This window comes from Pseudomonas sp. Gutcm_11s, from assembly GCF_028649395.1.
GTDB lineage: Bacteria > Pseudomonadota > Gammaproteobacteria > Pseudomonadales > Pseudomonadaceae > Aquipseudomonas.
This window is the reverse complement of sequence record NZ_JAQSUW010000007.1, coordinates 59,184-85,297: the sequence shown is the minus strand read 5'-3', so window position 1 is coordinate 85,297 and position 26,114 is coordinate 59,184. Positions and strand designations below refer to the sequence as shown.

Genomic DNA, 26,114 nt, shown 5'->3' with positions numbered 1-26,114 from the left:
GGTGAGCGATCGGCTCCCTTTGATCACGTGAGGATGGAAATGGACGAGAACAAGAAGCGCGCGTTGGCGGCAGCCCTGGGTCAGATCGAGAAGCAGTTCGGCAAAGGTGCCGTGATGCGCATGGGCGACCACGAGCGTCAGGCGATTCCGGCCATTTCCACCGGCTCCCTCGGCCTGGACATCGCGCTCGGCATTGGCGGCCTGCCGAAGGGCCGTATCGTCGAGATCTACGGTCCGGAATCCTCGGGTAAAACCACCCTGACCCTGTCGGTCATCGCCGAGGCCCAGAAGGCCGGCGCCACCTGCGCCTTCGTCGACGCCGAACACGCCCTGGACCCGGACTACGCCGGCAAGCTGGGCGTCAACGTCGACGACCTCCTGGTTTCCCAGCCGGATACCGGCGAGCAGGCCCTGGAAATCACCGACATGCTGGTGCGTTCCAATGCAGTTGACGTGATCATCGTCGACTCTGTGGCCGCCCTGGTGCCCAAGGCCGAGATCGAAGGCGAGATGGGCGATGCCCACGTCGGCCTACAGGCCCGCCTGATGAGCCAGGCACTGCGCAAGATCACCGGCAACATCAAGAACGCCAACTGCCTGGTCATCTTTATCAACCAGATCCGTATGAAGATCGGTGTGATGTTCGGCAACCCGGAAACCACCACCGGCGGTAACGCCCTGAAGTTCTATGCCTCCGTACGTCTGGATATCCGTCGTACCGGCGCGGTGAAGGAAGGCGACGAGGTGGTCGGCAGCGAGACCCGTGTCAAGGTCGTGAAGAACAAGGTGGCCCCACCGTTCCGTCAGGCCGAGTTCCAGATCATGTACGGCAAGGGTATCTACCGTACCGGCGAGATCATCGACCTGGGCGTGCAGCTCGGTCTGGTGGAGAAATCCGGCGCCTGGTACAGCTACCAGGGCAACAAGATCGGCCAGGGCAAGGCCAATGCCGCCAAGTACCTGGAGGACAATCCGGAAGTGGGCGGTGCCATCGAGAAGATCATCCGCGAGAAACTGCTGGTGGACTCCAAAGCCCGTGGCGCGGTCGAGGCCGATGCCGACGAAATGGCCGACGCGGACGCCTGATCGGCTGGCCTGAAGCATGGAGCGCTCGGTGAATGGCATGCTCGACAACCCGGTTGCCGTACGTCGGGTTGCCATGGATCTGCTGGCCCGCCGCGAGCATGGACGTGTCGAGCTGGTGCGTAAGCTGCGCCAGCGCGGCGCTCCGCAGGAGCTGATCGACACTGCCCTCGATCGTCTCGCAGCAGAAGGCTTGCTGTCGGAGGCGCGTTATCTCGAGAGCTTCGTCGCCAGTCGTGGGCGGGCCGGCTATGGCCCCATGCGCATCCGTGAGGAACTGGCCCAGCGTGGTTTGCCTCGGTCCGATATCGAGCAGGCGCTGAGCGAGACCAGCATCGACTGGGGCGAGCAACTGCGCGAGCTGTGGCAGCGCAAGTTTTCCGGGCAATTGCCCGCGGATATGCGCGAGAAGGCCAAGCAGGCGCGTTTTCTCGCCTATCGAGGTTTTTCCCAGGAACAGATTGGCCGCCTGCTACGCGGCGCCAGCCTGGACTGATTTCCCCTTGAGCCCGGAGCTTTCCCCTCTCCGGGCTCTGTTTTTTCTGCCGTAGATCAGGCCGGCGCTGGGCACCTTTGTCGTGCGCCTGGCCTGTAGCGGTTCAGCTATTCGCCGCCCAGTTCTGTGGCAGGTTGATGAAGTCCACCAGTTCGCGCAGGCGCCCGTGGTCGCGGGCGTTGAAGTGGAAGGCCAGGCGAACCAGCTCGAGCAGCTCTGGTTCGTCGCGTTCCTTCTCATTAGCAGGTTGCTGCTGATAGCCGCCGCTCAGGCACAGGTCGGAAAACTCCTTGTCCAGAGTGCGTATGGCAGCCTCGCTGAGTGGGTGGCTCATGCGGATCACGAACAGCCCTTTGAGCCAGCGTGAAGAGTGGTAGTTGCGGTAGAAGCGGGCTATTTCCTGGCCGGCTTCCTCCGCGCTGTGCACCAGACGCACCAGGTGCAGATCGCTGGGCAGAATGTAGCGGCGCTCCTGCAGCTGTGCGCGGATCACCTCGAGGAAATGCGCCCAGTAGTTACTGTCCGGTTCGTCGAGCAGGACGATGGGCACGAGAGGGCTCTTGCCCGTCTGCACCAGGGTCATCACCTCCAGCGCCTCGTCCAGGGTGCCAAAGCCTCCGGGGCAGAGCACCAGCGCGTCAGCCTCCTTGACGAAGAACAGCTTGCGCAGAAAGAAGAAGTGGAACGACAGCAGGTTGCCGGAGCCATGCACCGTGGCATTGGCGCCCTGCTCGAAAGGCAGGGTGATATTGAAGCCCAGGCTGTTCTCCAGCCCAGCGCCCTCATGGGCGGCGGCCATCACACCGCCACCGGCGCCGGTGATGACCATCAGATTGAGGCGGGCAAGCGTCTGGCCCAGTTCGCGGGCCAGGTGATAGACGGGGTGATCGGCCGGCGTGCGCGCCGAGCCGAATACCGTGACCTTGCGCCGCCGCTTGAACTGCTCAAGGGTGCTGAAGGCCTGCTCCATCTCGCGCAGGGTTTGCAGCATGATCTTGGCGTCCCAGCGATTGCGATCGGCCTGGGCCATGCGGATCACGGTGGTGAGCATTTCCTGATACAGCGGCAGGTTGGGGCTGCTGGCGGGGACCACCAGAGCGGCCAGCTCTTCTACCTTGCTGGTCAGGTCGACACCGCTGGTGTGGAAGTGGCGAGACAGGTACTCATCCGGTTCGTAAGGCATGTACATCTCCTTCTACTACTGAGGCCGGGCTGCCGACATGTCGATGCCGGCGGCCCTACATGGAGTATGGCCCCGTCCCGTGAATCTTTGCCGTTCGTCCGCTGGCCTGAGCGGGTCACGGGGCTCTGTTTTACTTGCTGGAGACGGCAGGTTTGCCGCAGTCCGCAGGCATGCGGAGGTGAGCAGGAAGGGAGGGGCAGGTATGCCCAAGTTGACGCTGGAGCTGGATCTGGATCTGTACCGCCTGCTGACGCAGGCCGCGCGTACCAATGGTCTTACCCTGGAGGAGGAATGCCTGCGACGGCTGGAGGGCGGTGTGCGCCGCGCCAGCTACATGCAGGCGCTGCTGGCCGAGCTCAGGGCCGACGGCGAGCAGCAGCGCGGCAAGGGCTGAGTCACTGCAGGCCGCAGTCGGCCTTGGCGAAGCGTTCGACGGCGACCGGGCGGTTGCTCTTGTATTCGCTGAACTGGTAGCGCAGGACCGCGCCATTGCCCAGCAGGCGCAGGTAGCCCGGGTTTCTGCAGACGCTCGCCGCCAGCTGCTGGCGCACCATTTCCGGATTGGCACGCATCTGCTCGGCATGCGCGGCGCGCACGCTAAGGTGGTTGACCAGCTCCTTGCCTTCCACCGTATAGCCCTGATCGAGAATGTCCTCGTTGATCGCCCGAGGCGTGCCGGCGCTACTTTCCTTGGCGACCTGTTCCAGCATGCGGGACAGCTCGTGCTCCTGCAGCGAGGCGGCCTGCGCGACGGGCAGGAAGGCGGCTAGGGCGAACAGGGCGATGAGGCGGGGCATGGTGATCTCCATAGAATGCGGTGCTGCCTTCGACCGGCGCTCCTTGGCCGGGTTCAGCAAGCCCCCATCTTACTCCCCGCCCGCGGCGAGGGTAGACTGCGCGCCTTTTCCGTGGAGTCGATCATGAGCCATGCTGTCGCCCGCCTGCGCGCCGAACGCCTGGCGCGCAGCCTCAAGCCCTTTGTGTCCCGTGGTTCGCGCTCCGCGCGCTGCCCCGGCTGCCGGGTTATCCCCAGCTATTGCCTGTGTGCCTGGCGACCCGAGGTCGAGGTACAGGCCGGTGTCTGCCTGCTGATGTATGACGTGGAGGCGCTGAAGCCGAGCAACACCGGCTGGCTGATCGCCGACCTCGTGACTGATACCCATGCCTTCGGCTGGCAGCGCACCGCGGTCGATCCGCGCCTGCTGGAACTGTTGGACGATCCGCAATACGCGCCCTGCGTGGTATTCCCTGGCGAATACGCGGAGCCTGAGCGCGTCATCGAGGAGCTGCCGTCCCTGGCTGCCGGCAAGCGCCCGCTGTTCATCCTGCTCGACGCGACCTGGACCGAGGCGCGCAAGATGTTCCGCAAGAGTCCGTATCTGAATCGCTTCCCGGTGCTCAGCCTGAAGCCGGAGCAGCTGTCGCGCTATCGCCTGCGCCGCTCCAAGCGCGACGAGCACCTGTGTACTGCCGAAGTGGCCGCGCTCTGTCTGGAGCTGGCTGGCGAGTCGCAGGCGGCGGGTGCCCTGGACGCCTGGCTGGACCTGTTCACCGAGCACTATCTGAGTGCCAAGCACCGCCGCGTGCTGGACGAGCAGAGCCCCGCGCACCTGGCGCTGAAACCCTTCCTGGAAAAGTAAGCCGGCGGCTTAGAGCCTGCATAAGAATGCCTGGTAGGGGCCAGGAGGGACGAGGCTGCTGCCTCGAATCCCTCCTTCTACCTCTTATTGCCGGAGCGCCGCTGGTTCTACCGGGTAGCTCAGGCCTTCTTCGGCCACAGCTGTGCCAGCAGCATGCCGGCGAACATCAGCACGCAGCCGAAGTAGCCCTTCAGCGCCAGCGCTTCGCCGAGCAACAGGGCGCCGGCGATGGCGGCGAACACTGCTTCCAGCGAGAGGATGATGGCCGCATGTGAGGCGATCGCGTGCTTCTGCGCCACCACCTGCAGGGTGAAGCCGACGGCCACGCCGAGCAGGCCGCCATAGAGGATGGCCGGGCCGGCGGCGAGGATGGCGTCCAGGCGGATCTCCTCGAATACCACTGCCAGGACCAGGCTCAGCACGGCGCAGGTGGCGAACTGCAGCAGGGCCAGGCGCAGCGGGTCGTGGCGGCTGGCGAAGAAGCTCACCAGCAATACGTGGACGCCCCAGACGAAGGCGCCCGCCAGCTGCAGCCAGTCGCCCGAGGCGACCTGGAAGCCCTCGCCGACGCTGAGCAGGAACATGCCAACCACTGCCAGGCTAGCGCCCAGCCAGGTGCCCAGGCCGGTGCGCTGGCCGATCAGCAGGCCGAGCAGCGGTACCACGATGACGTAGAGGCCGGTGATGAAGCCGGAGTTGGTCACGCTGGTGAACAGCAGGCCGACCTGTTGCAGGTTGATCCCCAGCGACAGGGCCAGGCCCATGGCCAGGCCGCCGAGCAGCAGGCCCCGGCTGACCGGCGCCGGCTTGTGCGCGGTGTCGCGGCTGCCCAGCCAGAGCACCAGCGGCAGCAGGGCCAGGGTGGCGAGGGTGAAGCGCAGGCCGGTATAGAGGAAGGGCCCCACGGCATCCATCCCCAGGCGCTGGGCGACGAAGGAGGAGCCCCAGATCATCGCGGTCAGCAGCATCAACAGGTCGGCGCGCAGGGCTTGGCTTCGCATGGTGGTTCTCGGCAGGCAAAGTCGGCGACTTTGCCGCAAAGCGGGACGCTTGACCACCCCGTCACGGCTGGGCATGCTGGGCGCCGCTTCGCCAGCCAGCCCGCTCGACAACAAGAACAGGAACGCCATGGCCGCATACGAGATTCTCATCGCCGACGACCACCCGTTGTTCCGCAGTGCCCTGCAACAGGCGCTGACCCTGGGCTTGGGGCCGGACGTGCGCCTGGTGGAGGCGGCCAGCATCGCCGAGCTCGAGGCGCGACTGGCCGAGAAAGGCGACTGGGACCTGGTCCTGCTCGACCTCAACATGCCTGGCGCCTACGGCTTCTCCGGCCTGGTGCTGCTGCGCGGGCAGTACCCACAGGTGCCGGTGGTGATGATCTCGGCCCAGGAAGAGGCCGCGGTGGTCTCACGTTCGCGCGAGTTCGGCGCCAGTGGCTTCATTCCCAAGTCCAGCTCGCTGGAGACCATCCAGCAGGCAGTGCGTCAGGTGCTCGACGGCGACGTCTGGTGGCCGGCGCAGGCCTTCGACAGCGTCAGTGTGTCGGCCGAGGCCAAGGCTGCCAGCGCCGGGCTGGCCAGCCTGACGCCGCAGCAGTTCCGTGTGCTGACCATGGTCTGCGAGGGGCTGCTGAACAAGCAGATCGCCTTCGAGCTGAACGTTTCCGAGGCCACCATCAAGGCCCACGTCACTGCCATCTTCCGCAAGCTCGGCGTGCGTACCCGCACCCAGGCGGCGCTGCTGCTGCAGCAGATGGAATCGATTCCCGGGCAGTGACCTTCACGCATTTTTGACGGCGAGCCCTCTAAGGTGCCGCCGTCATCGTCACAGGACTGCAGTACCTCATGTCGCCATTCAAGGGCCAGACCGGCCTGAAACGCATCCTCAACGCCGCCGGCTATTCCTTCGATGGTCTGCGCGCGGCCTTCACCGGCGAAGCCGCCTTCCGCCAACTGGTGCTGCTCAACGTAGTGCTGATACCGCTGGCCTTCTGGCTCGACGTCAGTCCCGTGGAGCGGGCATTGATGGTGGCGGTGAGCATGCTCTCGCTGATCGTCGAGCTGCTCAATTCGGCGGTGGAGGCGGCTATCGACCGCATCTCGCTGGAGCGCCATCCGCTGTCGAAGAACGCCAAGGACATGGGCAGTGCTGCCCAGTTGACCTCCCTGGCGCTGATCACCTTGGTCTGGGCGATCATCCTGATCGGTTGATATGCATAGGGGCGAGCGGCGCTCGCCCTACAGCACCCCGGCCTTCTTCCAGGCCAGATAGCGCCCCACCAGTTCCGGCCCCAGCTCGTTCGGCCTGGCGTCCAGCACCGGCACGCCGTGGGCGAGCAGGCGTTCGTGCAGGCCTGCACGCGCATTCAGGTAATCCACCGTGCCGCAGTAGGCCAGGGCCTGCTCGTAGTCTTGCACCTGGGTGTGGCGCAGGCGATCCAGCACTTCCTCGCGCAGGCTGGCGATCAGCACGCGGTGCTGGCGGCCCAGGCGCTTGACCGCACCGAGCAGCTCCTCGTCGTCCTCGTCGCGCAGGTTGGTCACCAGTACCACCAGGGCGCGGCGACGCTGGCGGGCGAGCAGGGCGTTGATCGCCGCCGCGTAGTCGGCCGGGCGTCGGGTGCTGTCGAGGGTGTACACGGCGTTGAGCAGGTTGCTGATATGCGCCTGGCCCTTGACCGGTGCGAGGTACTGGTCCTGCTCGCCGGCGAAGGTCGCCAGGCCCACCGCATCGCCCTGGCGCAGGGCCACGTAGCTGAGCAGCAGGCAGGCGTTGAGCGCGTGGTCGAAGTGCGACAGCTCGTCATCCTGGCTACGCATGCGCCGGCCGCAGTCGATCAGGAAGACGATCTGCTGGTCGCGCTCGTCCTGGTACTCGCGGGCGATCGGCGTGCGCTTGCGCGCGGTGGCCTTCCAGTCGATCTGGCGCAGGGTGTCGCCCTCACGGAATTCGCGCAGCTGGTGGAACTCCAGACCAAGGCCGCGACGCTGGCGCTGGCGCACGCCCATTTGGCTGAGCCAGTCGTCCACCGCCATCAGCTGGGCGCCGTAGAGGCGGGCGAAGTCCGGGTAGACGCGGGTCTCGCTGGCCTGCTCGAGGAAGCGCCGCGACTGCCACAGGCGCAGTGGGCTGGGCAGCAGCAGCTCGCAGCGCGGAATGTGGAAATGGCCACGCTTGAGCGGACGCACCCGGTAGCCGAACTCGGTCTGCTCGCCCGGATGCAGCTCCACCTGTTGCGGCAGAAACTCGAAGTCCATGTGCTCGGGCAGGTGATCGAAGGCCTGCACGGCCAGCGCCTGGCGATAGTCGTGATGCAGGGTCAGGCGCACCTCGCTCCAGCGCCCCAGTGGCAGGTTGCCCGGCAGCTGGCGCTCCAGGCGCGGCGAAGGCAGGCGGCGCAGCCAGGCGGCGTCCAGGCCGGCGATCAGCAGCAGGGCCAGCAGCAGGCCCCACCACAGCGGCTGCAGGGTCTGCGGCAGCTTGATGCCGAGCAGCGGCAGCGTGCCGAGGACGATGGCTAAGGCCAGCAGGCCGCCGAGCAGGCCGAGGAACAGGCGGGATGGCTTCATGCGCTAATGATCACAGGCGCGGTGCCGGAACCTGGTCGAGCAGCTGCTGCAGCACCTGATCCACCGACAGCCCCTCGATATCCAGCTCCGGAGCCAGGCGCACGCGGTGACGCAACACGGCCAGGGCGCAGCTCTTGATGTCGTCCGGCAGCACGAAGTCGCCGCCGCGCAGCAGGGCGCGGGCGCGACCGCCACGCACCAGGGCGATCGAGGCACGCGGGCCGGCGCCCATGGCCAGGCCCGGCCAGGCGCGGGTGGCGCGAGCCAGGCGCACGGCGTAGTCGAGCACCTGATCGTCGATCGACAGGTCGCTGGCGATCTTCTGCAGGGCCAGCACGTCCTTGGCCTGCAGCAGGGTGCGCAGCGGCGCCACTTCGAGCATGTCGGCCTTGGCCGAGCGGGTCACCTGGCGCACCAGCGACAGTTCCTCGTCGGCCTGCGGGTAGTCCATGCGCAGCTTGAGCATGAAGCGGTCGAGCTCGGCCTCCGGCAGCGGGTAGGTGCCTTCCTGTTCGATCGGGTTCTGCGTGGCCAGCACCAGGAATGGCTGCGGCACTGGCATGGCGCGGCCTTCCAGGGTGATCTGGCGCTCCTGCATCACCTCCAGCAGGGCGGCCTGGGTTTTGGCCGGGGCGCGGTTGATCTCGTCAGCCAGCAGCAGGTTGGTGAAGGCCGGGCCCTTGCGCAGCTTGAACTGCTCGGTCTGCAGGTCGTATACGGCGTGACCGGTGACGTCGCTGGGCATCAGGTCCGGGGTGAACTGGATGCGCGAGAACTCGCCGCCGAAGCACTTGGCCAGGGCGCGTACCAACAGGGTCTTGCCCAGGCCGGGCACGCCCTCGACCAGCACGTGGCCACCGGCGATCAGCGCAGTGAGCACGTCGTCGATCACCTCGCGCTGGCCGACCACTGCCTTCTGCAGTTCCTGGCGCAGGGCCTGGAGCATCTGGCTGGCGCGTTGGCGCTGCTGGCTGGCGGGGTTCACCGGCGCCGCTGCCGGGGCAGCAGGTGCTGCCGGCTGAACCTCGGGGGCGAGGGGGGCGGCAGGCTCTTCGGGGGTAGCGGGTTGCTGCGGGATCTGATCGCTCATGAAATCTGGAACCCTATTAACTGTTACCTGTGATTTATCTTCCATAAATCAATCACTTACCTAAATTAATGTTTTGAGGGGGAGCGTGAAGTGATGGAGGGTTTTCCTGGTTGGTTACCAGTCCCTTGTTTTGAATGCTGTCAATTTCCTTGGGGCGAGCCTTCTTTGAGGCTTGTGGCTCCAGTGTAAACGACTACTAAGTGCCTTTAGCTAGGGGCGGAGCTGAACGAGTACACATTTTCAGGTCAGACGCCGACTTCATCTGGCTGATCGCTACCAGCCAGAAGCGGCCTTTGAAAAAGAACAGGAACCGGCCAATTGAGGATGTTTGTCGGGCCTCTGTCCACGACGTGCCCTCGGGATTGAATGCTCGACGTGAGCAGTCCGCTGACACCTGCCCTTTCCCGCGTGCTCGGGTATGAAGTCTGGAGCTATATCGGCAAAGATTTTGTAGCGTTGTGGCCCGCTTCGAGGGTTGGAGTTAGGTGATAGGAGGAGGTACATCGAAAAGGCGATAAATGTATTGTGTATCGCTACACGATACACTATATTTTTCCGACCCTGCTCATCCCCCTTTACTGCGCCCAGAGGGCTCATAAATGACCTTTCAAGATGTTCCTCACCCAGGTTTGCGAATTAAGGCGGAAGTCATCCCTGCTGGGATGACAGTAACCAAGGCCGCATCGCTAATGGGTGTAGGGCGCCCAGCGTTGTCGAATCTCCTCAATGGCAATTCAGCCTTGTCGGCCGAGATGGCGGCGCGGCTGGAGAGGGCTTTTAAGGTGCCGCTCAAGGATTTGATGGAAATGCAGGCCCAATATGAGGCGGCGCAGGCCAGCAGGAAAGTATCGCCAGCCAGTGCAATGACCTATGTCCCGCCATTTTTGGCGATCAGGGCTAATGCCATCGAAGACTGGGCTTCTCATAACATTCAGGCGCGAACTCGATTTGCGGTGTTTTTGCGCACCTTGGTTCACTCGACCGGTGCTGGGCTCGCTAAGGTTGATTTCCCCGGAAATGATGACGCTGAGCGTCCGGGCTGGGATGGCTTCGTTGAGGCTGGTGAAGGTACGCCATGGATCCCCGAAGGCTCTTCTGGCTGGGAGTTCGGCACCAATGAAGATCCTCGTTCGAAAGCCAATGGAGATTATGAAAAGAGCGTAAAAGCTCTTGGCTTGCCAGCTTGTAAGAAGATGACCTTCATCTTCGTCACGCCCCGCCGTTGGCCTGGCAAAGGCGCCTGGGTGGCTTCTAAGAAAGAGTTGAAACAGTGGAAAGATGTTCGTGCGTATGACGCAAGTGATCTTGAGCAGTGGCTAGAGCAGTCGTTACCTGGGCAGGCATGGTTTGCAAGCGAAACACATATTCCGGCTCAAGATGTACGCTCTCTCGACAAATGCTGGTCCGACTGGGCTGAGGTATCGAGTCCGCCACTGGCGGGAGGTTTATTCGCTTCAGCGATCGAGGCTGCTAAGCGGGCTGTAGATTCTTACCTGTCGAGTCCACCTGCTGGGCCTATCGTGATCGCAGCCGACTCGGTTGAGGAGGCGCTCGCATTCCTTGCTCAGCTACTCAGCGAGTACGGGGGTAGCGAATTGGCTTCATATCGAGATCGCGTGTTGGTCTTCGACAGGCCGGGAGTTCTGTCCCGGCTAGCCCCAGCCAAACAAGCTTTCATACCCGTCGTCTATACGCGTGACGTAGAGCGGGAACTCGCGCCGCACGCCAGGTCCATGCACTCGTTTGTGATTTACCCACGTAATGCGGTGTTCACTTCTCCGAGCATATTGCTCAAGCCGGCCAGTTCGCAGACGTTCACTGCGGCGCTTGAGAGTATGAGCATGAGCCGCGATGAAATTACTCGTCTAGCGAAGGCCTCTGGCCGTTCTCTAACGGTACTCCGCCGCCAGCTTTCTTCACTCCCTGCTGTTAAGTTTCCGGCGTGGGCCGCAGATCCTCAAAACGCAGCCAAGCTTGTTCCATTTCTATTTGTAGGAGCTTGGGACAGCCGCAATGAGGCCGATAAATCTTGGCTGTCGCAGCTGGCTGGGGGACGCCTCTACGAGGAGCTTGAGAAAGACTGCCAGAGCTTGGTCACGCTTAACGATGCACCAGTTTGGATGGCGGGTGCGGCGAGGGGGGTAATTTCAAAGCTGGATCTGCTCTTTGCCGTTGCCGCTGAGGTGACCGCGGCAGATATGAGGCGCTACTTCGAGGTGGCGAGAGTTGTGCTTGGAGAGGACGATCCCGCGCTTGATCTGGATGAGGATCAGCGCTGGAGAGCTGCCGCTGAGGGCAAGGTGCGAGAGTTCTCCAGCGCCTTTAGAGACGGAATCTCGGAGACTCTAGTGCTGCTGTCTGTTCATGGTCATGAGGTGTTCAAGGAGCGCTTTGGTTTTGACATAGAGGCCGAAGTGAACAGTGTGGTTCGCGATCTATTGCGCCCTCCGTTAACTACGCGAGTGCTGGAAGCCAATGATCGAGACCTTCCCACTTATGCCGAAGCAGCTCCCGGCGAGTTCCTATCCATCATTAGGCAAGACCTCCAGACTAAAGATCCGGCGGTGTTTGGTCTTTTGAGGCCGGTGAGCCCTGGGGTCTTTGGCGCCACTCCAAGTCGTACGGGATTGCTTTGGGCGCTTGAGGGTCTTTCCTGGAGCCCGGAAACTGTTTCGCAAGCTGTATCCATTCTGGCGCAGCTCTCGCAGATCGAAATCAAGGACAACTGGCTCAACAAGCCGGCTCACTCATTGGGAGCAATTTTCCGTGCTTGGATGCCCCAGACCGCCGCTAACCTTCAACAGCGTGTGGTCCTGCTGAAGCAACTAGTTGCCAAGTTTCCCGATGTAGCTTGGAACATCTGCATGGCGGAGCTCAGTCTCCACAATAACGTAGGTGACTATAGCCACAAGCCACGCTGGCGTGACGATGGTTACGGCTATGGCGAGCCCTTTGCGACAGGGGAGCCAGTACTAGAGTTCCAGAGGGAAGTGGTAGCACTAGTACTGAGTTGGCCTGCGTACACGTTGGACATGCTCGGTGAGCTGGTCGAGCGCTTGCGGGTATTGAATGAAGAGGATCAGGCTCGAGTCTGGGCGATGATCGAACACTGGGCGAATACTCAAGCCAGTGACGCTGACAAGGCTGCAATGCGAGAGAAGGTTCGGAGATCGACACTGTCGCGACGTGCTGCACTGCATGCGAAAAAAGATGGCGATCATGCTGCGCTGGTTGTAGCAGGTAAGTCCGTCTATGACGCGTTAGCGCCTAATGACGTTGTGAATAAGCATTTGTGGCTATTCCACACTGCATGGGTTGAGGAGTCTGCTGACGAGCTAGAGGACTTAGCGAGCTTCGACCATCGTGGGCGCGATGAAAGGATCAACCGCCTGAGGACAGAGGCTCTAGGCGAAATTCTTGCGCATCGTGGGTCCAGTGGGATTCTTGAGCTGGCTGAGCGTGGAAATGCGGCATGGATTGTCGGCTCTCTTGCCGCCAGAGTCGTGTTGCCTGAGCCTGAATTACTGACGTTACTTCGTAATGCGCTTGAAGCAATCCATTCCGATGGGGACGTGGGGCATTCGCATAGGAATCTTATTAGCGGAGCGCTACGAGCTCTGCCAGATGATCAACGCAATGGAGTGTTGTGCAGTCTGGTGGAGAGCTTGCCAGAAGAGGATGTGGCTAGTTTGTTGTTGCTTGTTCCTTTTGGTCACTCGACTTGGCGTTTGATAGATACCCTGAGTGAGCGCACTCAGTCTCAGTACTGGAGCGAAGTGGTACCAGATTGGATCGGCGACTCAGAGTCTGAGCGAAATGAGGCTATTGAACGACTTCTCAAAGCGGATAGGCCGAGGGCGGCATTTTCTTGCATTCGTTATGCGTTATCGAAAACGGATCCAGAGCTTATCTTCCGGTTGATGTCGGAGATGGCCCGTGGAGGAAGCGACCTGCCTGGGCAATATATGCTTGAGCCTTACTACGTAGAGGAGGCGTTCAAGCGTATGAGCGGCTGTTCGAGTCTGTCGCTTGAACAGAAGGCAGGTTTGGAGTTCGTCTATATCGAGGTTCTGGGTCAGCCTTTTGCGAGGCGAGCGAGCTCGAACATACCGCACCTTGAGCAGTACGTAGAGATGCACCCGGAGCTTTTCGTCCAGGCTATATGTTGGATGTTTAAGCGTGCGGATGGCGCAGTCGACCCAGATGAGTTTTGTGTGCTACCCGAGCGTGTAGGTGAAATGGCTACGCGCGGATACAAGCTGCTGAGTGCACTAGGTCGGATTCCTGGTGAGATGGCCTCTGGCGAGGTTAACGAGGCGCGCTTGGCGGCGTGGGTCGCCAATGTTCGGCAGTCATGTATCGAACTGAGTCGTGCAGATGTTGGGGACAGCCGTATTGGCGAGCTTCTATCACATGCACCGAAGGGTAAGGACGGTGTTTGGCCCTGTGAAGCGGTGCGTGCTGTGATGGAGGACATTCAATCGGAGGCGATGATGCGGGGTGCTCACACTGGAGTTTATAACTCACGTGGCGTGCACTGGCGGGGTGAAGGGGGGGAGCAAGAGCGCGTGCTCGCTGAAAAATATCGGGGCTGGGGAAGGGAGCTACAGATATCTCATCCGTTTGTTGCTTCGAAGCTGCTGATGGCATTAGCCAAGACATATGACTATGAGGCAAGGAGAGAGGACACCGAAGCGGACATTCAGCGGCGTTTGCATCCTTAGGCTTGCTGCCTTGAACTGCCAACTGAATCGCCCCAGCTTTGTAAAAAACTCTATGACTATGACTGCTTTTGGCCGGAAGCGTTCGCCTGTGAGAGGCAGCTATCGGCCAATAGCGAACATTGATGCCTTTGACCTTTCCAAAGGCCTCACCCATAAGCTTCTGTGGAAAAAAGAAGGGCGGATATCCGCCCTTAAAATCCAAAGGCTCTCTTTGGAGTAGTCGTTCTGTAGGTCTGAAATCATTCAGGCTTCGGTGCAATCAACCAAATTTAAATGAAGTTCTGTGAGAGATGCGCGCGCACCAAAGTATTGGCTCAATGTCCGATATCCATGCGCGTCATCATAGAATCCTGCCTGCTGTAGGGCGGGCGATGTCGTCCAATCGTATTCCCCGCCACACGTTCGAAGGATATGACAGGACATCGTATACAGCTGCCTCCATGACTTGTATTTTGATAGAGTCATGTTTACCTGGCTTTTGAATAGGTGGCGAAGCCGTTCAGGCGATGTACTAATTAACGCCGAAAGCCTCTTCAGGTCTAACCTACCAGCTGAATTCTCCGCTAGGTCATTGGCTACGATGGCGACGCGGCGATCCAGGTGCGGAGGTTTGACACCCTTTGTTAAATCCTCACCAAGTTTTTGCACGAGCGCAATGACCTCGCGCGCATTAATATTTCCACTAATAAGCTGGTGGAAATACTCCTCATAGATCGATGTGGCAAATGGAATCGATCTGGCTTCACTATTGTCACTGTAAGTTTGTATTGCGCGACCGGCAAAGGAGAGAGGGTCAAAATAAACAATCACGATGTTTGTCGCAGTTGCGGTGCTCCACTTACCTGCCGGGTGTTTGATGCAGGGCGAGGATACCTCCCTGCCACCGTCGAAATGGCAAGATATGCTGGCTCCAGGCTCGGCCAACAAAAGTGCTGGGGCAAGCATCTCAGATCGCTCAAAGCCACCGGGCCCGGCGTAGATCATCCAGTCCAATCCGACATAAAGGCTTTGCGTGTTATGTAGCATATTGATTGCATCAACAAAGGGGATTCAAGAATCCCCTTTCCTGCACGTTAGAAGTGTTTACTCACGCTAGCAACGACCGTGGCGCTGCACAAGTCGTCATGGCCCGTGAAGTTCATGCACTCCGCCTCAGACATATCGGTGTCAATATAGCTGGCTTTCCAGGTTGCACCCCAATAGTCCTTTTCCAGAGCAATTTCCCAGTCGTCGTATTTCGAGCGAGTATTACCGCTCGCCGAGAATAGTGACTCATCCTTGGTATCGTTGATGCCGTAGCGTGCATATGCCCTAGTAGAATCGTTGATATCGTATGTGTAAGCAAGATAAGTCGCCGATCCAGACTGGTCACCTTCACGGTCGTCAGAGTATTGGAACGAGAACTCAAACCCCTTGTACATGGCGCCAAAGTAATACATGGAAGAATTCATCTCGTTATTCTTCGGGAACATGTACTTGAGCCATCCGATGTCGAGAAGGAGATCATCGGTAACAGGGATATACCAGCCGGCGTAGATGTCCTGTTCCATCCTGGTGTCGGAGCCTTCGCCGAAGTCCACGGAGGAAGCCCAGGCGCCAACATATGCTCCGATGGGAGAGGAAAGCATCGCACCGCCTTGAATTGCAGGATCTCCCAGGGTCTGAGATATCCCTCGGTCTCGGTAATCGCTTACAGCGGTCAGCTCCAGATCAAGATCGAAGCCGCTCCCCAGCTCAACTGCCGAAGCGTTTGCGCACATCAGGAAAGACGCGCACAGCGCGACGAGACTTCCGTATACACGAGTCATATATCACCACGTATTGTTTTTGTTGTTGAGGCCCCCTCATCGCAAGGGGGCAGGCGCAATCAGGCAGTTAGAACAGGGAGCCGAACACCACATCCTGCCAAATCTGGCGACGCTCCGAGTCTGGGTCTGCAACAGTCTTGGACTGCTCGTTCCACACCATGGTGTTGTGGGACTTGTTGTCGTATGGCTTCCACTCCGGCACACCTGGGCCGTTCGGGTTGCCGCTGCGGGCGAAGTTCGTCCACGCAGCCATCATGTGCTTGCTCAAGGCCAGATCAACGCCGCGACTCTCGGCGCCCACCTTCTCGCCACCGGGCATCCAGCCCAGATCCATCGTGCCGAACATGAAGGGCAACTCCAGAGCATGCACCGACCCTAGATCAACCGATCCTTCTGGGAGGTACTTGGTCGGCACCTTCCAAGCGAAGCGGTAGAGGTAGGTATTCGCGTTGTTGCCGTGCTGGTTGTCAGCCAGCTGCCGCAGAGGCTGAATCAGGCCGAAGTCATCGTTCTGGGCTTGGCGCAGTACCGAGTGGTTCGATTCGCCGAGAAGCTTCGCGTACTTGCCATCCAGGCTGATCGATTGCTTCTTCTCGATCTCGGCACGTAGCTCATCCGGGATCGGGGGAGTGGCTGGGCCGGCATCGGTTTCATCAGTGAAGGGATTGCGGAGCTTGCTGTCGTAAAGGCTCCAGTAGTTCAACTCGTTCTGAGTAGCACCTGCCATGAGGTCGATTGCTTTCGCATGACCCGATTTGATCAGCTCGTGGGGTTCGCCGACGATGGTCGTACCGTCGATGAACGGGGCGAAAAGAAGGTCACCAATGGCCGCCTCCCTGAATGCCGCTTCCTGGGTCTCCAGCAGTTCCAATGGCGTCGCCTTGAGCACTTCATCGATTGAGCCATACCCCCCGATCTTGACGATCTCTTGTCCCGACGAGACGGCGAACTCCTTCGTATGGATCATGTTGGAGTGACCGCTCTGTGCGATGGCGCGTTTGAAGAGCTTTTCAGGGGACTTGATCGAAAGCAGCGCATTCACTGACGCACCGCCCGCCGACTCGCCGAAGATAGTGATGTTGTCTGGATCGCCACCGAACGAAGCAGCGTTGCGCTTAACCCATTCGATTGCGGCAATTTGATCGCGCAGACCGTTATTGCCACTGCCGGCATAGCGCTTGTCCACCCCACCCAGCTCCATGAAGCCGAACAGGCCAACGCGGTAGTTCAGGGTGACAACGACGACGTCGTGGCTAGCCAGCTTCTTGCCGTTGTAGAAGTCGGACGAGCCGTTACCAACGATAAATGCGCCGCCCGGAATGAAGACCATGATCGGACGTTTCGCGTTGTCGATCTTGGGAGTCCATACGTTGAGATGGAGGCAATCTTCGCTCTCGTATACCTCGTGCTCCTGGCCGTCTTTCAGCTTCACGACACGACCAGGGTACGGATACTCCTCAAGAACGTCTTGCACCTGAGGGCAAGTAGAGCGGAATTTGGCTGCGTCCAATACCCCGCTCCAGGGCTGTACAGCTTGCGGCGGACGGAAGCGAAGTTCGCCAGTAGGAGCCGCTGCGTAAGGGATACCTTTGAAGGAAAGGACTTCACCATCTTGGTGTCCTTTAACCGCACCACTATCCACTTGGGTGCAGGTCTCACAATCAGTTTTTGCAATCAAACCAGTGCTCGCTCCAAGGCTCGCCAACAGTGCACCCAGAGCTGCCGCATTTCTTATTTTCATCAGGATTACCAGCTGTGTAAGGGAACCCTGATGGTCTGACGCATTTTGAAATAAGTATTGTACGAGACGGTCAAAGACGGGCTTGGCGAGTCGACCCTTCTCGCCTCTGGTAGGAGTGCGTATCGTAATTAGCAGGGACGGCAAGCATGCCGCTATCGAAGCCCACCTTAGTGAGTGGAAGGTGTAGAAATTGTTGGCCAAAGAAGCGCGTTCGACATTGCAGCTTCAACTTCAAGAGCTCGGCGTGACCGATGAAGGGCTGCTTACCCTGCTCTCAGATGCGGCTCGCATCAAGGAGGTCGAACGGGGTGAGATCATCATCAAGACCGGTGAGCAGCCCACGCACTTTTTCATGATCCTGTCTGGATTGGCCCGGTATTACTACCTGGCGCATGACGGCAAGGAATGGAACAAGGCGTTCTTCCGAGAGGGCCAGCTGATAGGCTCACTCAGCGCCTTCCTCACGCACCAACCTTGCACCTACACCATCTCGGCGATGGAGAAGTGCCAGCTGGCAGTGATTCCGACGAGCCTGTTCGAGCAGGGCACTGAGATACACCCGCAGCTGGATAGGCTGCTGAACAGCTATGTTCAGCTGATAATGCTGCGCAATGAGGCCCGTGAAGCCATGCTGCTAACGTGCAACAGCGAAGCTCACTATCGCTGGCTGATGACAAATCAGGAGTGGTTGGTCAGGCGGGTTCCGCAATACCAGCTAGCCAGCTACCTGGGCGTTGAACCCGCCTCGCTATCGAGGATCAAGCGTCAGCTGGGGTTACCCGACAGCTAACTCGTCGACCACGAGATTGATCCGTCTCACTTGCTCGGAGCACCAAAGCGCCTCGCTCTGGGGAACTCGCCAGAGCTTTACGACCAATTGGCCATTTTCAGTGTGGCGACTTTCGATACCAATGCGACCCAGGCGCGGTACGAGCAGCTCTTCCAGTAAGAGATCCGTGGCAATCTCCCGTAGCTTCGGCTTGAAAACCTTCCCTACGGCGGTGACCGGTAGAGCGTCGAGAATGATGATCTTCTTCGGGCATGCGGGCCTCTCTGCGATGTGCTCCATCGCGTAAGCCTGTAGGTCGTCCCTGCTAACACTCATACCCTCTCGCAGCTGCACAAAAACTACCGGTAGCTCGCCTGCATATTCGTCAGGCATGCCAACTGCGGCTGCCATGCTTACAGCCGGGTGCTCCTCCAGACATCCCTCAATTAGGGCCGGATCGATGTTATGCCCGCTACGGATAATGAGGTCTTTGGCGCGCCCGGTGATGAAGAGATTTCCCGCCTCATCCAAGTGCCCAAGGTCTCCTGTTTTGAGCCAGCCATCTGGCGTGACAGGCGAGTCAAGACCAAGGTAACCGGGGAAAACCATCGGGCTGCGCACGCAGATTTGGCCCGACTCGATGGAGACCTCAACAGGTGAGGACACATGCCCAACACTGCCCCAAACCGCTGGTATGGCCAGGTTTGGCAAAGCGATCACGCCGCTCGACTCAGTCATGCCGTACGCCTGATAAAGCTGACGATCCAGCTTCTCCAAGGCCAATTCATGGAGCTTGAGCGGCACTGGTGCTCCACCTGTCAGGAGGAATCGAAGGCTGCTGATATCTGCCCCCTCAAGTGGGGCATCAAGCATTGAGGCCATTGACGTAGGAATCCCGCTGCTGATCGTGACGCGCAGAGTCTGGATAAGGCGCCAGTGTTGGCGAATTACCTCAGGGTTGCGGAAGCCGGACACGGTGGGAAGAACGAGTTGTCCCCCGGCACCGAGAACCGCCAGGCTATTAACGATGGCCCCTGCGACATGAAAGATTGGCAGACCATTGATGGCGATATCGGCGCCCGTGAGTTGCATGCTGCGTATCACTGCCATAGCAGCAGTGGTCTGATTTTCATGCGTGTGACACGCCAGCTTCGGAGTTCCCGTTGTACCTCCGGTGTGGAAGTAAGCGGCGATATCCTTTGGAGTAGGAGCGTCCTCCCCTACGAGGGGAACGTCTTTGTAGCGATTTACCTCGGAGTCGTAGTGCATCGCTCCAGCAGGGCTGAAGACGGATACACAAAGGGGCCTGTTGGGTAGCCGACTAGCAACGCTCACAGCCTTATCCCAAAGCTCACTGCCGTGCAGAGGGCCTAGAGCGAAAACAATATCCGTCTGGGCCTTCGACATCAGCTGGAGCAATGCTTCCTCATTCAAGAGAGGATTGAGTGGGTTAGCTACGCCAGCAGTTTCGGCGGCCCAGAGAAGCGTTTGGGCTTGAGGAATGTTTGGCAACAAAAGCGAAACCACAGGGCGCGATTTGCCCGTGAGTTTCCTCATCATTTGCACCGTCTTATGTATCTTGCTCAGCAGTTGCTCATGGCTCAGGCGATACGAAAGAGCGACCTCATCTAGATCATCGATGAAGGCCAGAGCAAGTGCCTGGGGAGCTTGTTGCGTCGCAGCAACAAGGAGTTCGTAGACAGTTTGAGGAGATGGATTTGTCATTGTTATGAGCTTCGTTACGGCAGAAGGCGCGGATGATGCTCCGCTGGTTTCTATGGCTCATTAACATTTGTTAATCATGGGTGATTGCTTGCCGCAACGGTAAGCTGAGCGTCGGCTTCTGGCCGGTTGCTGCCATTGTCGACAGGCAGAAGTCGGCCAAAAGCGGACGCCCACGATGAGAACGTCTTTTAAGTCGCCCGGCTCCACTAGACAGATCTCATGTAATTTTAATAGCGTTTCGCCATCTTCTTCATTGTGGGCTGGATGATGCGCGCCATCACAACCTTTGCTGCCTTAGTTGTTCTTCAGTCTGCCCTTTTCGGTTGCGTCGCCTCACCGGTTGATCCGCAACACCTTGGCGTACAGACCCCTCCGCCAAGCTTCACGGTCGACCCGCAAGCCAACCCCGAGGTCTGGGGCGTCTATTCCCGTCTCGTTGGGCATCGCTACGCCCCACCAACCGGTGGTTTTCCGGGTTTTGAGGTGCGGTGGAGCGAGCCCGGTAAGGCCATCATTGAAACCAGCTTGTTCTTGGAAGGCGCAATCGTCGGGCCGGATGTGAAATGGAGCCGGACCATTCGCCCGGGCAGCAAAGCCGGCGAACTGAATATGGACTTCAATGGCACGCCGTGGCTCGGCACGATCGAGTCGGATGGCTCAGTGGTGTTTAAAGCGGTTACGCCGCGATCAGGTGACTTTCCTTACCGGATTCGCCTGTCATCGCGTGGCGAGATGCTTGTGCAAAATTTGCAGTGGGTGAATGGCTCGCTGTCAGATGTCATCTACTCAACGCCCTATCCGGTCGAATCCGTGCCGAGTGGTCCGGGCCCAACCGTGGCTGAGGTGTCGCGCGGCGCACCACCCACGACACATTCCGACGCGGGCGTGAAGCCGCTGGAGCTGGGGCAGAAGGTCATCGGCAAGCTGGATGACAACAGTCAGAAAACCTCGATCATGCGCACGCGCTATGACCTCTACCGCCTGCCGGCGCGCAAAGGTGAAAGCGTTGTAGTTGGTCTCGACTGCGATATCTCTAGTTTCTACGGCTGCTACTACACATTCGTAAACCTGCGCGAAGGCTACGGCAACACCTACGAAGCGATGGTCGATGCACCAAAGCGCAAGGCCTACCGCTTCACCCTCACTGAAGACCATCAGGTGCTGAAGGTTGAGAGCAATGGCAGACTCGATTATGGCTTGGTGGTCGAACAGGGAGCGGCAGGCAACGAACTGTGGGCGGCGACTCAGGCCGAGCGGACTGCCTTCGACCAAGCAAGAGCACGGCAAGACGCCGCAGACAGCGCCGAGAACGCGCAATTCTTAGGTGCCGTAATGCAGGGTTTGAATCAGGGCCTGACGGCGGCCAACCAGGAAGCCAGTGCCAACACTGCGCAATCCGGTGCCAGCCTGGCCGCCACGCTCGCCCAGGCCCGGGCACAACCGCCGGTAAGTCCATCCGTGCAAGCCAGCCAAACCTCTAGTTCGTCGAGCGACCATAGCACCGCACAGGACGCCCAAGTGGCAGCCCTGATGGCGCAGAACCAAGCACTGATGCGCGAGATGGGCATCGAGAACGAGGCCAATGCCATGGCGGCGGATATGTTGGCGCAGATCGAGCGCCAGCAGGCTCCCAGCCGTGTGACAAGCGTTGTCGAGGAGCAAGAAGACGAGGCTCCGACCGCCGAGCCCGAGAAACCTGCCGCCGAGGCTGCGCCCGCAAAACATGGCGAACTCATCAAGACGGTCAAGGGCCAGAGCTACAGCGTCGGCGCAACGCTCCCGGCGCAAATCGAGGGTCGTTACCTCTATGAGGGTGAAGGCGAGCCCATCGTCCTTATCGAATCGGGAAGCATGCAAAGCCGCTTTCAGCCCCACCAAGACCCCGAGATACCGATGACCGCCTGGATTGTGCAAGGGCCGGACGGCAGCCCTTTGCGTGAGAAGGGAGTCGGCGAACGCTACCAGGTCACCCTGGTGGTCGAATATGGTGCCGGCGGTGGCGGAAACTATCCCGAAGGCAGTCTTGACCTGCTGCCCGTTATGGTCGCACCCGATATGAAAAAAGCCTTCATCCTCGGGGAGCGGGTCAAGAATGGCCTGTAACCGCCATACTCGGCCAGCGCATTTAAGTCGACCTCCAATCAACCCGCATGGCCAACACCCGTGTGATTCCTTGCGTTCCGAGCAGCTGTCGACCAAGCCCTGGTGAGCGGGCAGCAGAATTTACCTGTGCAGCCATATCCATGACATCGCTGCGCCCCTCAGCGCAGCGCCTGGCCAATCTTAGATTTCATAAGCCGACGCATGCATGGCGACGGTCCGGTTCGGTCCGTCGCTAACCGGCCATCAGCAGTCATCGCAGTGCCTGTGTTGCAAGCAGACTGGGACATAAACTTCTTGATCGCCGCGACCAGCCGATAGAGCCTGAGGCGACCTGACCAAGGAGCGGATCACTCATGCAGACATATTCGATAGAAGCACTTTCACCTGCCGATTTCGATGAGTTCATCACCTATCTCGACGACCATCTGCGCGAGAACGGCTCGCCGGATGTTGGGTATTTCCAGCCGCTCTCCCGCAGTGCTTCCTCGTTCCCTGAGGAGCGAAAAGCCGCATTCCGTGCCGGGCTGGAGATTGCGGTGGGTGAGTCCGGCTGGCGCCGGGCATGGGTTGCGCGGGGAACGGAGGCGCAAATCCTCGGGCACATCGACCTCCGAGGCCACGCTGAGCGCTATGCGGCACACCGTTGCCTGCTGGGCATGGGAGTTCACTGCAACCTCCGACGCCAAGGCCTGGGAACAGCCCTGATCGAACATGCGGGGCTTTGGGCTGCATCCTCGGGGCTGGAGTGGGTTGATCTACAGGTGCTCAGCAACAACCAGGCTGCTCTCGCCCTCTACCAACAGGCCGGATTCGTCCAAGTGGGCGAGGTGCCAAACATGTTCAAGATCGATGGGCACGCTTTCTCGTACACGACGATGACTATGCCCTGCTCGAGTCAGGAGTAGCGCTGGAGGCGACGACTGCTTCTGGCCGGTAGAGGCCCATCATCACCGGCTACAGGCGCCCAGAAGCAACCACGCTCTCTGAGCCCCGCTAATGGGCGTAAGGGCGCGACTAGCGTTTCGCCACATTATTGGGTTTGTAGAACACGAATTCGCCGACTTCCTTGGTCTTGGTGTACGTCTTTGACCAATCCACAGAAGCGCTGCGGTCGTGGAAGAACAGCGCACCCTGTGTGCTGTCTGGCAGCTCCTGGTTGAGCGCTTTGCGGGCAATGTCTTTAGCGATGGTGTAGCGGCTTTCCTCCTCAACCTGATCCGATCGGCCGTCACACCACCACGAGAACTGACAGGGACTTTTTTCTGAGCCTTGTTTGACCACTTCGCACACCGTGTCGGGAAAACCCTCATGACCTAGACGGTTCAGAACGACACTCGCCACCGCTTCCATCTCTTCGCTCGCACCACCTTTGGCTTCCCAGTAGATCGTCCGGGAAAGACACGTGATGGCGTCGTCCATTGGCGCTTTGCCTTCGGGGTCGACGGCCTCGACTTCGCTTTTGCGCAGGGGCGTCGCTTGAGGCGCGGTGTTCAGGCTGTCCTTCTCTGCGGCTTTTTGCTCCAGAGCTTCGGCCTTGTCTTCGGTGGCCGCTTGCACCGCAGGCTGGGCGTCGGAGGCCAGAAGCTGGCCCGCAAAGAAAAGGAGGCTGAGGCCAACAACTTTCGAGAAGAGGTGCATGATCGATTGTCCGTAATCGCAGAAGAACGGTTTCGTCGGCCCACCAGAGATAGGCTTGGAAAAGCCGAGGAAAGGCCAAGATAAAAACAACCACTCAAACATAGCTGCCGTCGCACCGCTGCGCACAATACGAAACGCCAAGGTGTTTTGCTGGGCATGAGGAGGGTTTGTGTTCGACTGTGAGCGGATTGTTCCGGTTGGTAGCTGACGGTTGTGAGCAGCTCTGCTGCCTATACCAATGCCATTACCTGACCATCGCCGGGAATCAGTAGCCTACTGGCAACGCCGGCTTCGACTGCTGCGCTTGCCAGCTCCTTGCGGGTAACAGGACAGTGGTTGATCGCTTCCAGGTGGTTGGCGATAACAATGCCTCTGCTCAAACGAGTGAATTCGAGCACATCGGACAAACCCATGATGATGTCGCCCCCTACGTCGAAACGCGCCCCTCCTGCAGGCACCACGCTTACCTGTGGCTGATGCTGCAACACGAAGTCACTCACTGTAGAGGTCAAAATCGTATCGCCGGCCAGATACAGGCTAGGCTCGCCTGGCAGCTCAATCAGATAGCCGACGCCGTGTTCCATCAGGCGGCCAACCACTCCCTCGCCATGTGTGCAACGGACTGTGCGAATCACCCCGCCCAGGAAGGGTTTCGGGTTTCCATGACCTTCCGGCAATGGCTGTACGTTCAAGCCCAGCTTTTCCAGATGAGCCGCGTCATGTGGCGTGCAGATAACGGGGGTCTGCCGCTCCCTTAGCCAGCGCGTACCCGCTCTGTCCAGGTGGTCGAAGTGGCCTTTTTGGCAATGGGTGATCAGGCAGTGAGTGATGGACTCCAATGCTTCGCGAGCACCCTCCGGGAGTTCGACGGTCGGGTTCCTTTGCCGCCCCATAAAGACCCGCAGAGAAGGCAGCGCACCTTTGCGTGCCAACATCGGATCGACCAGGATGCGGTGTGCGCCTAGCTCGAGAATGATCGTAGCGTTGCGGATCTGCTGAATTTTCATCATGGGCCTCCTTGAGTGTGGGCTCATGGTGCCGGGGTAGCGCAACGCTCATAATGGCAGGAGCTGCCATAAACAATTCATTTATAGCCATGACCACCCTTCTACGAATCGGCCTTTTGCTCTTCCCCGGCTGCATGCCAGCAGGACTGCTGGCTTTCGCGGATATGCTCCATGCAACGAACCGGCGAACCGGGCGCTCGCTGTTCGAAACAGACTTTGTCGCCGAGCAAGATGGTGCGGTCACTTGCGCTCACGGCCTGGTTCTGATGGCCAATCATCGATTCACAGAGCTTGCTCTAGACGCGATCCTGATCCCTGGATTCTGGGCGGAGTCGGCACAACATGTTGGTGCGACCCTGCATGACAGCGCCTCGCTTTTGGCTGGCCTGGCGAAGCTCAGTAAGCGCTGCCGTATCTGGAGTTATTGCACCGGAGTGTGCCTGGCTGCTGCCAGTGGCCGCCTTAATGGCGAGCACGCCACCGCGACATGGTGGCTGGCAGATATGCTGGTTCAGCACTATCCCAAGGTGCGCTGGCAGTATGAGCAGAATTGCATCTTCAACGAGCGTACGGGCACTGCCAGCGGCGTCAACGGCTACCTACCGCTCGCTCAGGCGCTGATTGAACGACAGGTCGATGCAACGGTGTTCAACGACCTCAATCGGTTGATGGTACTTCCCCGTCCGATTCAGTCGCACGATGCGTTCCAGGCCCTAAGCCTCATCGAGCAATCCAGCCAACTCCTGCGTAGGTTGCATACCCTAGTGCAAGGGTTACCAGCCGAGCGAATCACTGTTGGCAGCTTGGCGGGCGAGTTGGGAATGACGGAACGGACACTGGCGCGCAAGGTCAGGGAGGAGACGGGGAGTGCGATAGCCACCTATGCGCGTCGCATCAAGCTGAGCCAGGTGAGCGAACGATTGATCCTGACGTCTGTCCCCCTAAAAACCATCAGCAGTGAGCTGGGCTTCAGCAGCGATTCGAATCTCAGAAGAATGTTCAAGGAACTGACCGGGCTGACACCCGCGCAGTACCGGCAGCGATTCGCCCGGTTCTAGAGTCGAAAGCAGCTAGTCAACAGGTGCCTGATATCGGTCACAAGCACCCGGCTCCTTATTCTCTTAGCTGAGAGGATGGAGATCTAACGCTGACGCGCAGATGGAGTGACGCGAACATACTCCCAGATCGCCCTTTCAGCCTCGGCAGCCGCTAACGCTAGCTGACGAAGTGCGAGCTCTTTATCCAGAGTATCGATGGGGTGATTCTCGAAGATGTAAAGCTCGACCTCACGCTGGGCTTGCCGCCACTCCTCCAGGAGTAGATTCATGCCTGGGGTGCTATTCCTCTGCATGCTGGCCGGCTCCAATAGGCCTCTAGATAGGGTTCAAGAAAGGTTAATTAGCGACTGCAGAGACTGCAAGTCACTCCCCAGAAGACGTGCAAAACGGATGGCTGCTAATGGCCGATGGCTGTCGTTTAGCTCTTCGATGGGAGAAGCCTGGTGTATTACAAGCCGTTATAGCTGCCATGAGTCA

22 protein-coding genes are annotated in these 26,114 nt (G+C 59.6%); 11 read left to right on the top strand and 11 right to left on the bottom strand.

The window, feature by feature from the left end; genetic code table 11:
* Window positions 1–39: 39 nt before the first annotated feature.
* The gene (gene recA / locus PTT45_RS01745) at window positions 40–1,086 is read left to right on the top strand and encodes a recombinase RecA (RefSeq protein WP_273811171.1); all 1,047 of its coding nucleotides are present in this window, start codon (window positions 40–42) and stop codon (window positions 1,084–1,086) included.
* A 37-nt stretch (window positions 1,087–1,123) separates the two neighbouring features.
* Window positions 1,124–1,579, top strand: a complete 456-nt coding sequence (gene recX / locus PTT45_RS01740) for a recombination regulator RecX (protein WP_443218141.1) — start codon at window positions 1,124–1,126, stop codon at window positions 1,577–1,579.
* A gap of 103 nt (window positions 1,580–1,682) precedes the next feature.
* Here recX and PTT45_RS01735 read toward each other — a convergent pair whose 3' ends face one another.
* Window positions 1,683–2,762, bottom strand: coding sequence for an LOG family protein (locus PTT45_RS01735; protein WP_273811169.1), 1,080 nt, complete (start codon window positions 2,760–2,762; stop codon window positions 1,683–1,685).
* 202 nt (window positions 2,763–2,964) lie between these two features.
* On the opposite strand from PTT45_RS01735, the gene PTT45_RS01730 reads away from it, so the two are divergent.
* On the top strand, window positions 2,965–3,156 hold the full coding sequence (locus PTT45_RS01730) for a hypothetical protein (RefSeq protein ID WP_273811168.1): 192 nt from the start codon (window positions 2,965–2,967) through the stop codon (window positions 3,154–3,156).
* 1 nt (window position 3,157) lies between these two features.
* Here PTT45_RS01730 and PTT45_RS01725 read toward each other — a convergent pair whose 3' ends face one another.
* The gene (locus PTT45_RS01725) at window positions 3,158–3,559 is read right to left on the bottom strand and encodes a quorum-sensing-regulated virulence factor family protein (RefSeq protein ID WP_273811167.1); all 402 of its coding nucleotides are present in this window, start codon (window positions 3,557–3,559) and stop codon (window positions 3,158–3,160) included.
* Window positions 3,560–3,682: 123 nt separating this feature from the next.
* Between PTT45_RS01725 and PTT45_RS01720 the strand changes: the two genes are divergently transcribed.
* Window positions 3,683–4,402 carry a tRNA-uridine aminocarboxypropyltransferase gene (locus PTT45_RS01720; RefSeq protein WP_273811166.1) on the top strand — a complete coding sequence of 240 codons (720 nt, stop codon included), beginning with the start codon at window positions 3,683–3,685 and terminating at the stop codon, window positions 4,400–4,402.
* Window positions 4,403–4,521: 119 nt separating this feature from the next.
* On the opposite strand, the gene PTT45_RS01715 is transcribed toward PTT45_RS01720, so the two are convergent.
* On the bottom strand, window positions 4,522–5,403 hold the full coding sequence (locus PTT45_RS01715) for a DMT family transporter (protein ID WP_273811165.1): 882 nt from the start codon (window positions 5,401–5,403) through the stop codon (window positions 4,522–4,524).
* Window positions 5,404–5,530: 127 nt separating this feature from the next.
* Here PTT45_RS01715 and erdR point away from each other — a divergent pair, with 127 nt between their 5' ends.
* Both erdR and PTT45_RS01705 read left to right on the top strand, forming a co-directional pair.
* Window positions 5,531–6,181, top strand: coding sequence for a response regulator transcription factor ErdR (gene erdR / locus PTT45_RS01710; protein ID WP_273811164.1), 651 nt, complete (start codon window positions 5,531–5,533; stop codon window positions 6,179–6,181).
* 68 nt (window positions 6,182–6,249) lie between these two features.
* A complete protein-coding gene (locus PTT45_RS01705) occupies window positions 6,250–6,615 on the top strand; it encodes a diacylglycerol kinase (protein ID WP_273811162.1) in 366 nt (121 codons plus the stop codon).
* Window positions 6,616–6,642: 27 nt separating this feature from the next.
* Here the strand turns inward: PTT45_RS01705 and PTT45_RS01700 are convergent, their stop codons facing one another.
* Both PTT45_RS01700 and PTT45_RS01695 read right to left on the bottom strand, forming a co-directional pair.
* The gene (locus PTT45_RS01700) at window positions 6,643–7,974 is read right to left on the bottom strand and encodes a DUF58 domain-containing protein (protein WP_273811161.1); all 1,332 of its coding nucleotides are present in this window, start codon (window positions 7,972–7,974) and stop codon (window positions 6,643–6,645) included.
* Window positions 7,975–7,984: 10 nt separating this feature from the next.
* On the bottom strand, window positions 7,985–9,064 hold the full coding sequence (locus tag PTT45_RS01695; protein ID WP_273811160.1) for an AAA family ATPase: 1,080 nt from the start codon (window positions 9,062–9,064) through the stop codon (window positions 7,985–7,987).
* A gap of 599 nt (window positions 9,065–9,663) precedes the next feature.
* Here PTT45_RS01695 and PTT45_RS01690 point away from each other — a divergent pair.
* Entirely contained in the window at window positions 9,664–13,788 is a 4,125-nt protein-coding gene (locus tag PTT45_RS01690; protein WP_273811159.1) for a HigA family addiction module antitoxin, read from the top strand.
* A 243-nt stretch (window positions 13,789–14,031) separates the two neighbouring features.
* Here the strand turns inward: PTT45_RS01690 and PTT45_RS01685 are convergent, their stop codons facing one another.
* From PTT45_RS01685 to PTT45_RS01675, 3 genes are all read right to left on the bottom strand, one after another.
* The gene (locus tag PTT45_RS01685; protein ID WP_273811157.1) at window positions 14,032–14,772 is read right to left on the bottom strand and encodes a hypothetical protein; all 741 of its coding nucleotides are present in this window, start codon (window positions 14,770–14,772) and stop codon (window positions 14,032–14,034) included.
* Window positions 14,773–14,861: 89 nt separating this feature from the next.
* Window positions 14,862–15,596, bottom strand: coding sequence for a TorF family putative porin (locus tag PTT45_RS01680; protein ID WP_273811156.1), 735 nt, complete (start codon window positions 15,594–15,596; stop codon window positions 14,862–14,864).
* 67 nt (window positions 15,597–15,663) lie between these two features.
* Window positions 15,664–17,337: a carboxylesterase/lipase family protein gene (locus PTT45_RS01675; RefSeq protein ID WP_273811155.1), complete on the bottom strand. Its 1,674-nt coding sequence runs from the start codon at window positions 17,335–17,337 to the stop codon at window positions 15,664–15,666.
* A gap of 190 nt (window positions 17,338–17,527) precedes the next feature.
* Between PTT45_RS01675 and PTT45_RS01670 the strand changes: the two genes are divergently transcribed.
* The gene (locus PTT45_RS01670; RefSeq protein ID WP_273811153.1) at window positions 17,528–18,127 is read left to right on the top strand and encodes a Crp/Fnr family transcriptional regulator; all 600 of its coding nucleotides are present in this window, start codon (window positions 17,528–17,530) and stop codon (window positions 18,125–18,127) included.
* On the opposite strand, the gene PTT45_RS01665 is transcribed toward PTT45_RS01670, so the two are convergent.
* Entirely contained in the window at window positions 18,113–19,831 is a 1,719-nt protein-coding gene (locus PTT45_RS01665; RefSeq protein WP_273811151.1) for an AMP-binding protein, read from the bottom strand. The two genes, PTT45_RS01670 and PTT45_RS01665, sit on opposite strands and share 15 nt — an antisense overlap.
* A gap of 264 nt (window positions 19,832–20,095) precedes the next feature.
* Between PTT45_RS01665 and PTT45_RS01660 the strand changes: the two genes are divergently transcribed.
* Window positions 20,096–21,934, top strand: a complete 1,839-nt coding sequence (locus PTT45_RS01660; protein WP_273811149.1) for a hypothetical protein — start codon at window positions 20,096–20,098, stop codon at window positions 21,932–21,934.
* Window positions 21,935–22,287: 353 nt separating this feature from the next.
* Window positions 22,288–22,839, top strand: coding sequence for a GNAT family N-acetyltransferase (locus PTT45_RS01655; RefSeq protein ID WP_273811148.1), 552 nt, complete (start codon window positions 22,288–22,290; stop codon window positions 22,837–22,839).
* Between the two features lie 109 nt (window positions 22,840–22,948).
* Here PTT45_RS01655 and PTT45_RS01650 read toward each other — a convergent pair whose 3' ends face one another.
* Both PTT45_RS01650 and PTT45_RS01645 read right to left on the bottom strand, forming a co-directional pair.
* Complete coding sequence (locus PTT45_RS01650) at window positions 22,949–23,572, bottom strand: cell wall hydrolase (RefSeq protein ID WP_273811314.1); 624 nt, start codon at window positions 23,570–23,572, stop codon at window positions 22,949–22,951.
* 230 nt (window positions 23,573–23,802) lie between these two features.
* The gene (locus PTT45_RS01645; protein WP_273811147.1) at window positions 23,803–24,579 is read right to left on the bottom strand and encodes an MBL fold metallo-hydrolase; all 777 of its coding nucleotides are present in this window, start codon (window positions 24,577–24,579) and stop codon (window positions 23,803–23,805) included.
* 89 nt (window positions 24,580–24,668) lie between these two features.
* Here PTT45_RS01645 and PTT45_RS01640 point away from each other — a divergent pair, with 89 nt between their 5' ends.
* Window positions 24,669–25,637: a GlxA family transcriptional regulator gene (locus tag PTT45_RS01640; protein ID WP_273811146.1), complete on the top strand. Its 969-nt coding sequence runs from the start codon at window positions 24,669–24,671 to the stop codon at window positions 25,635–25,637.
* Window positions 25,638–26,114: the final 477 nt, after the last annotated feature.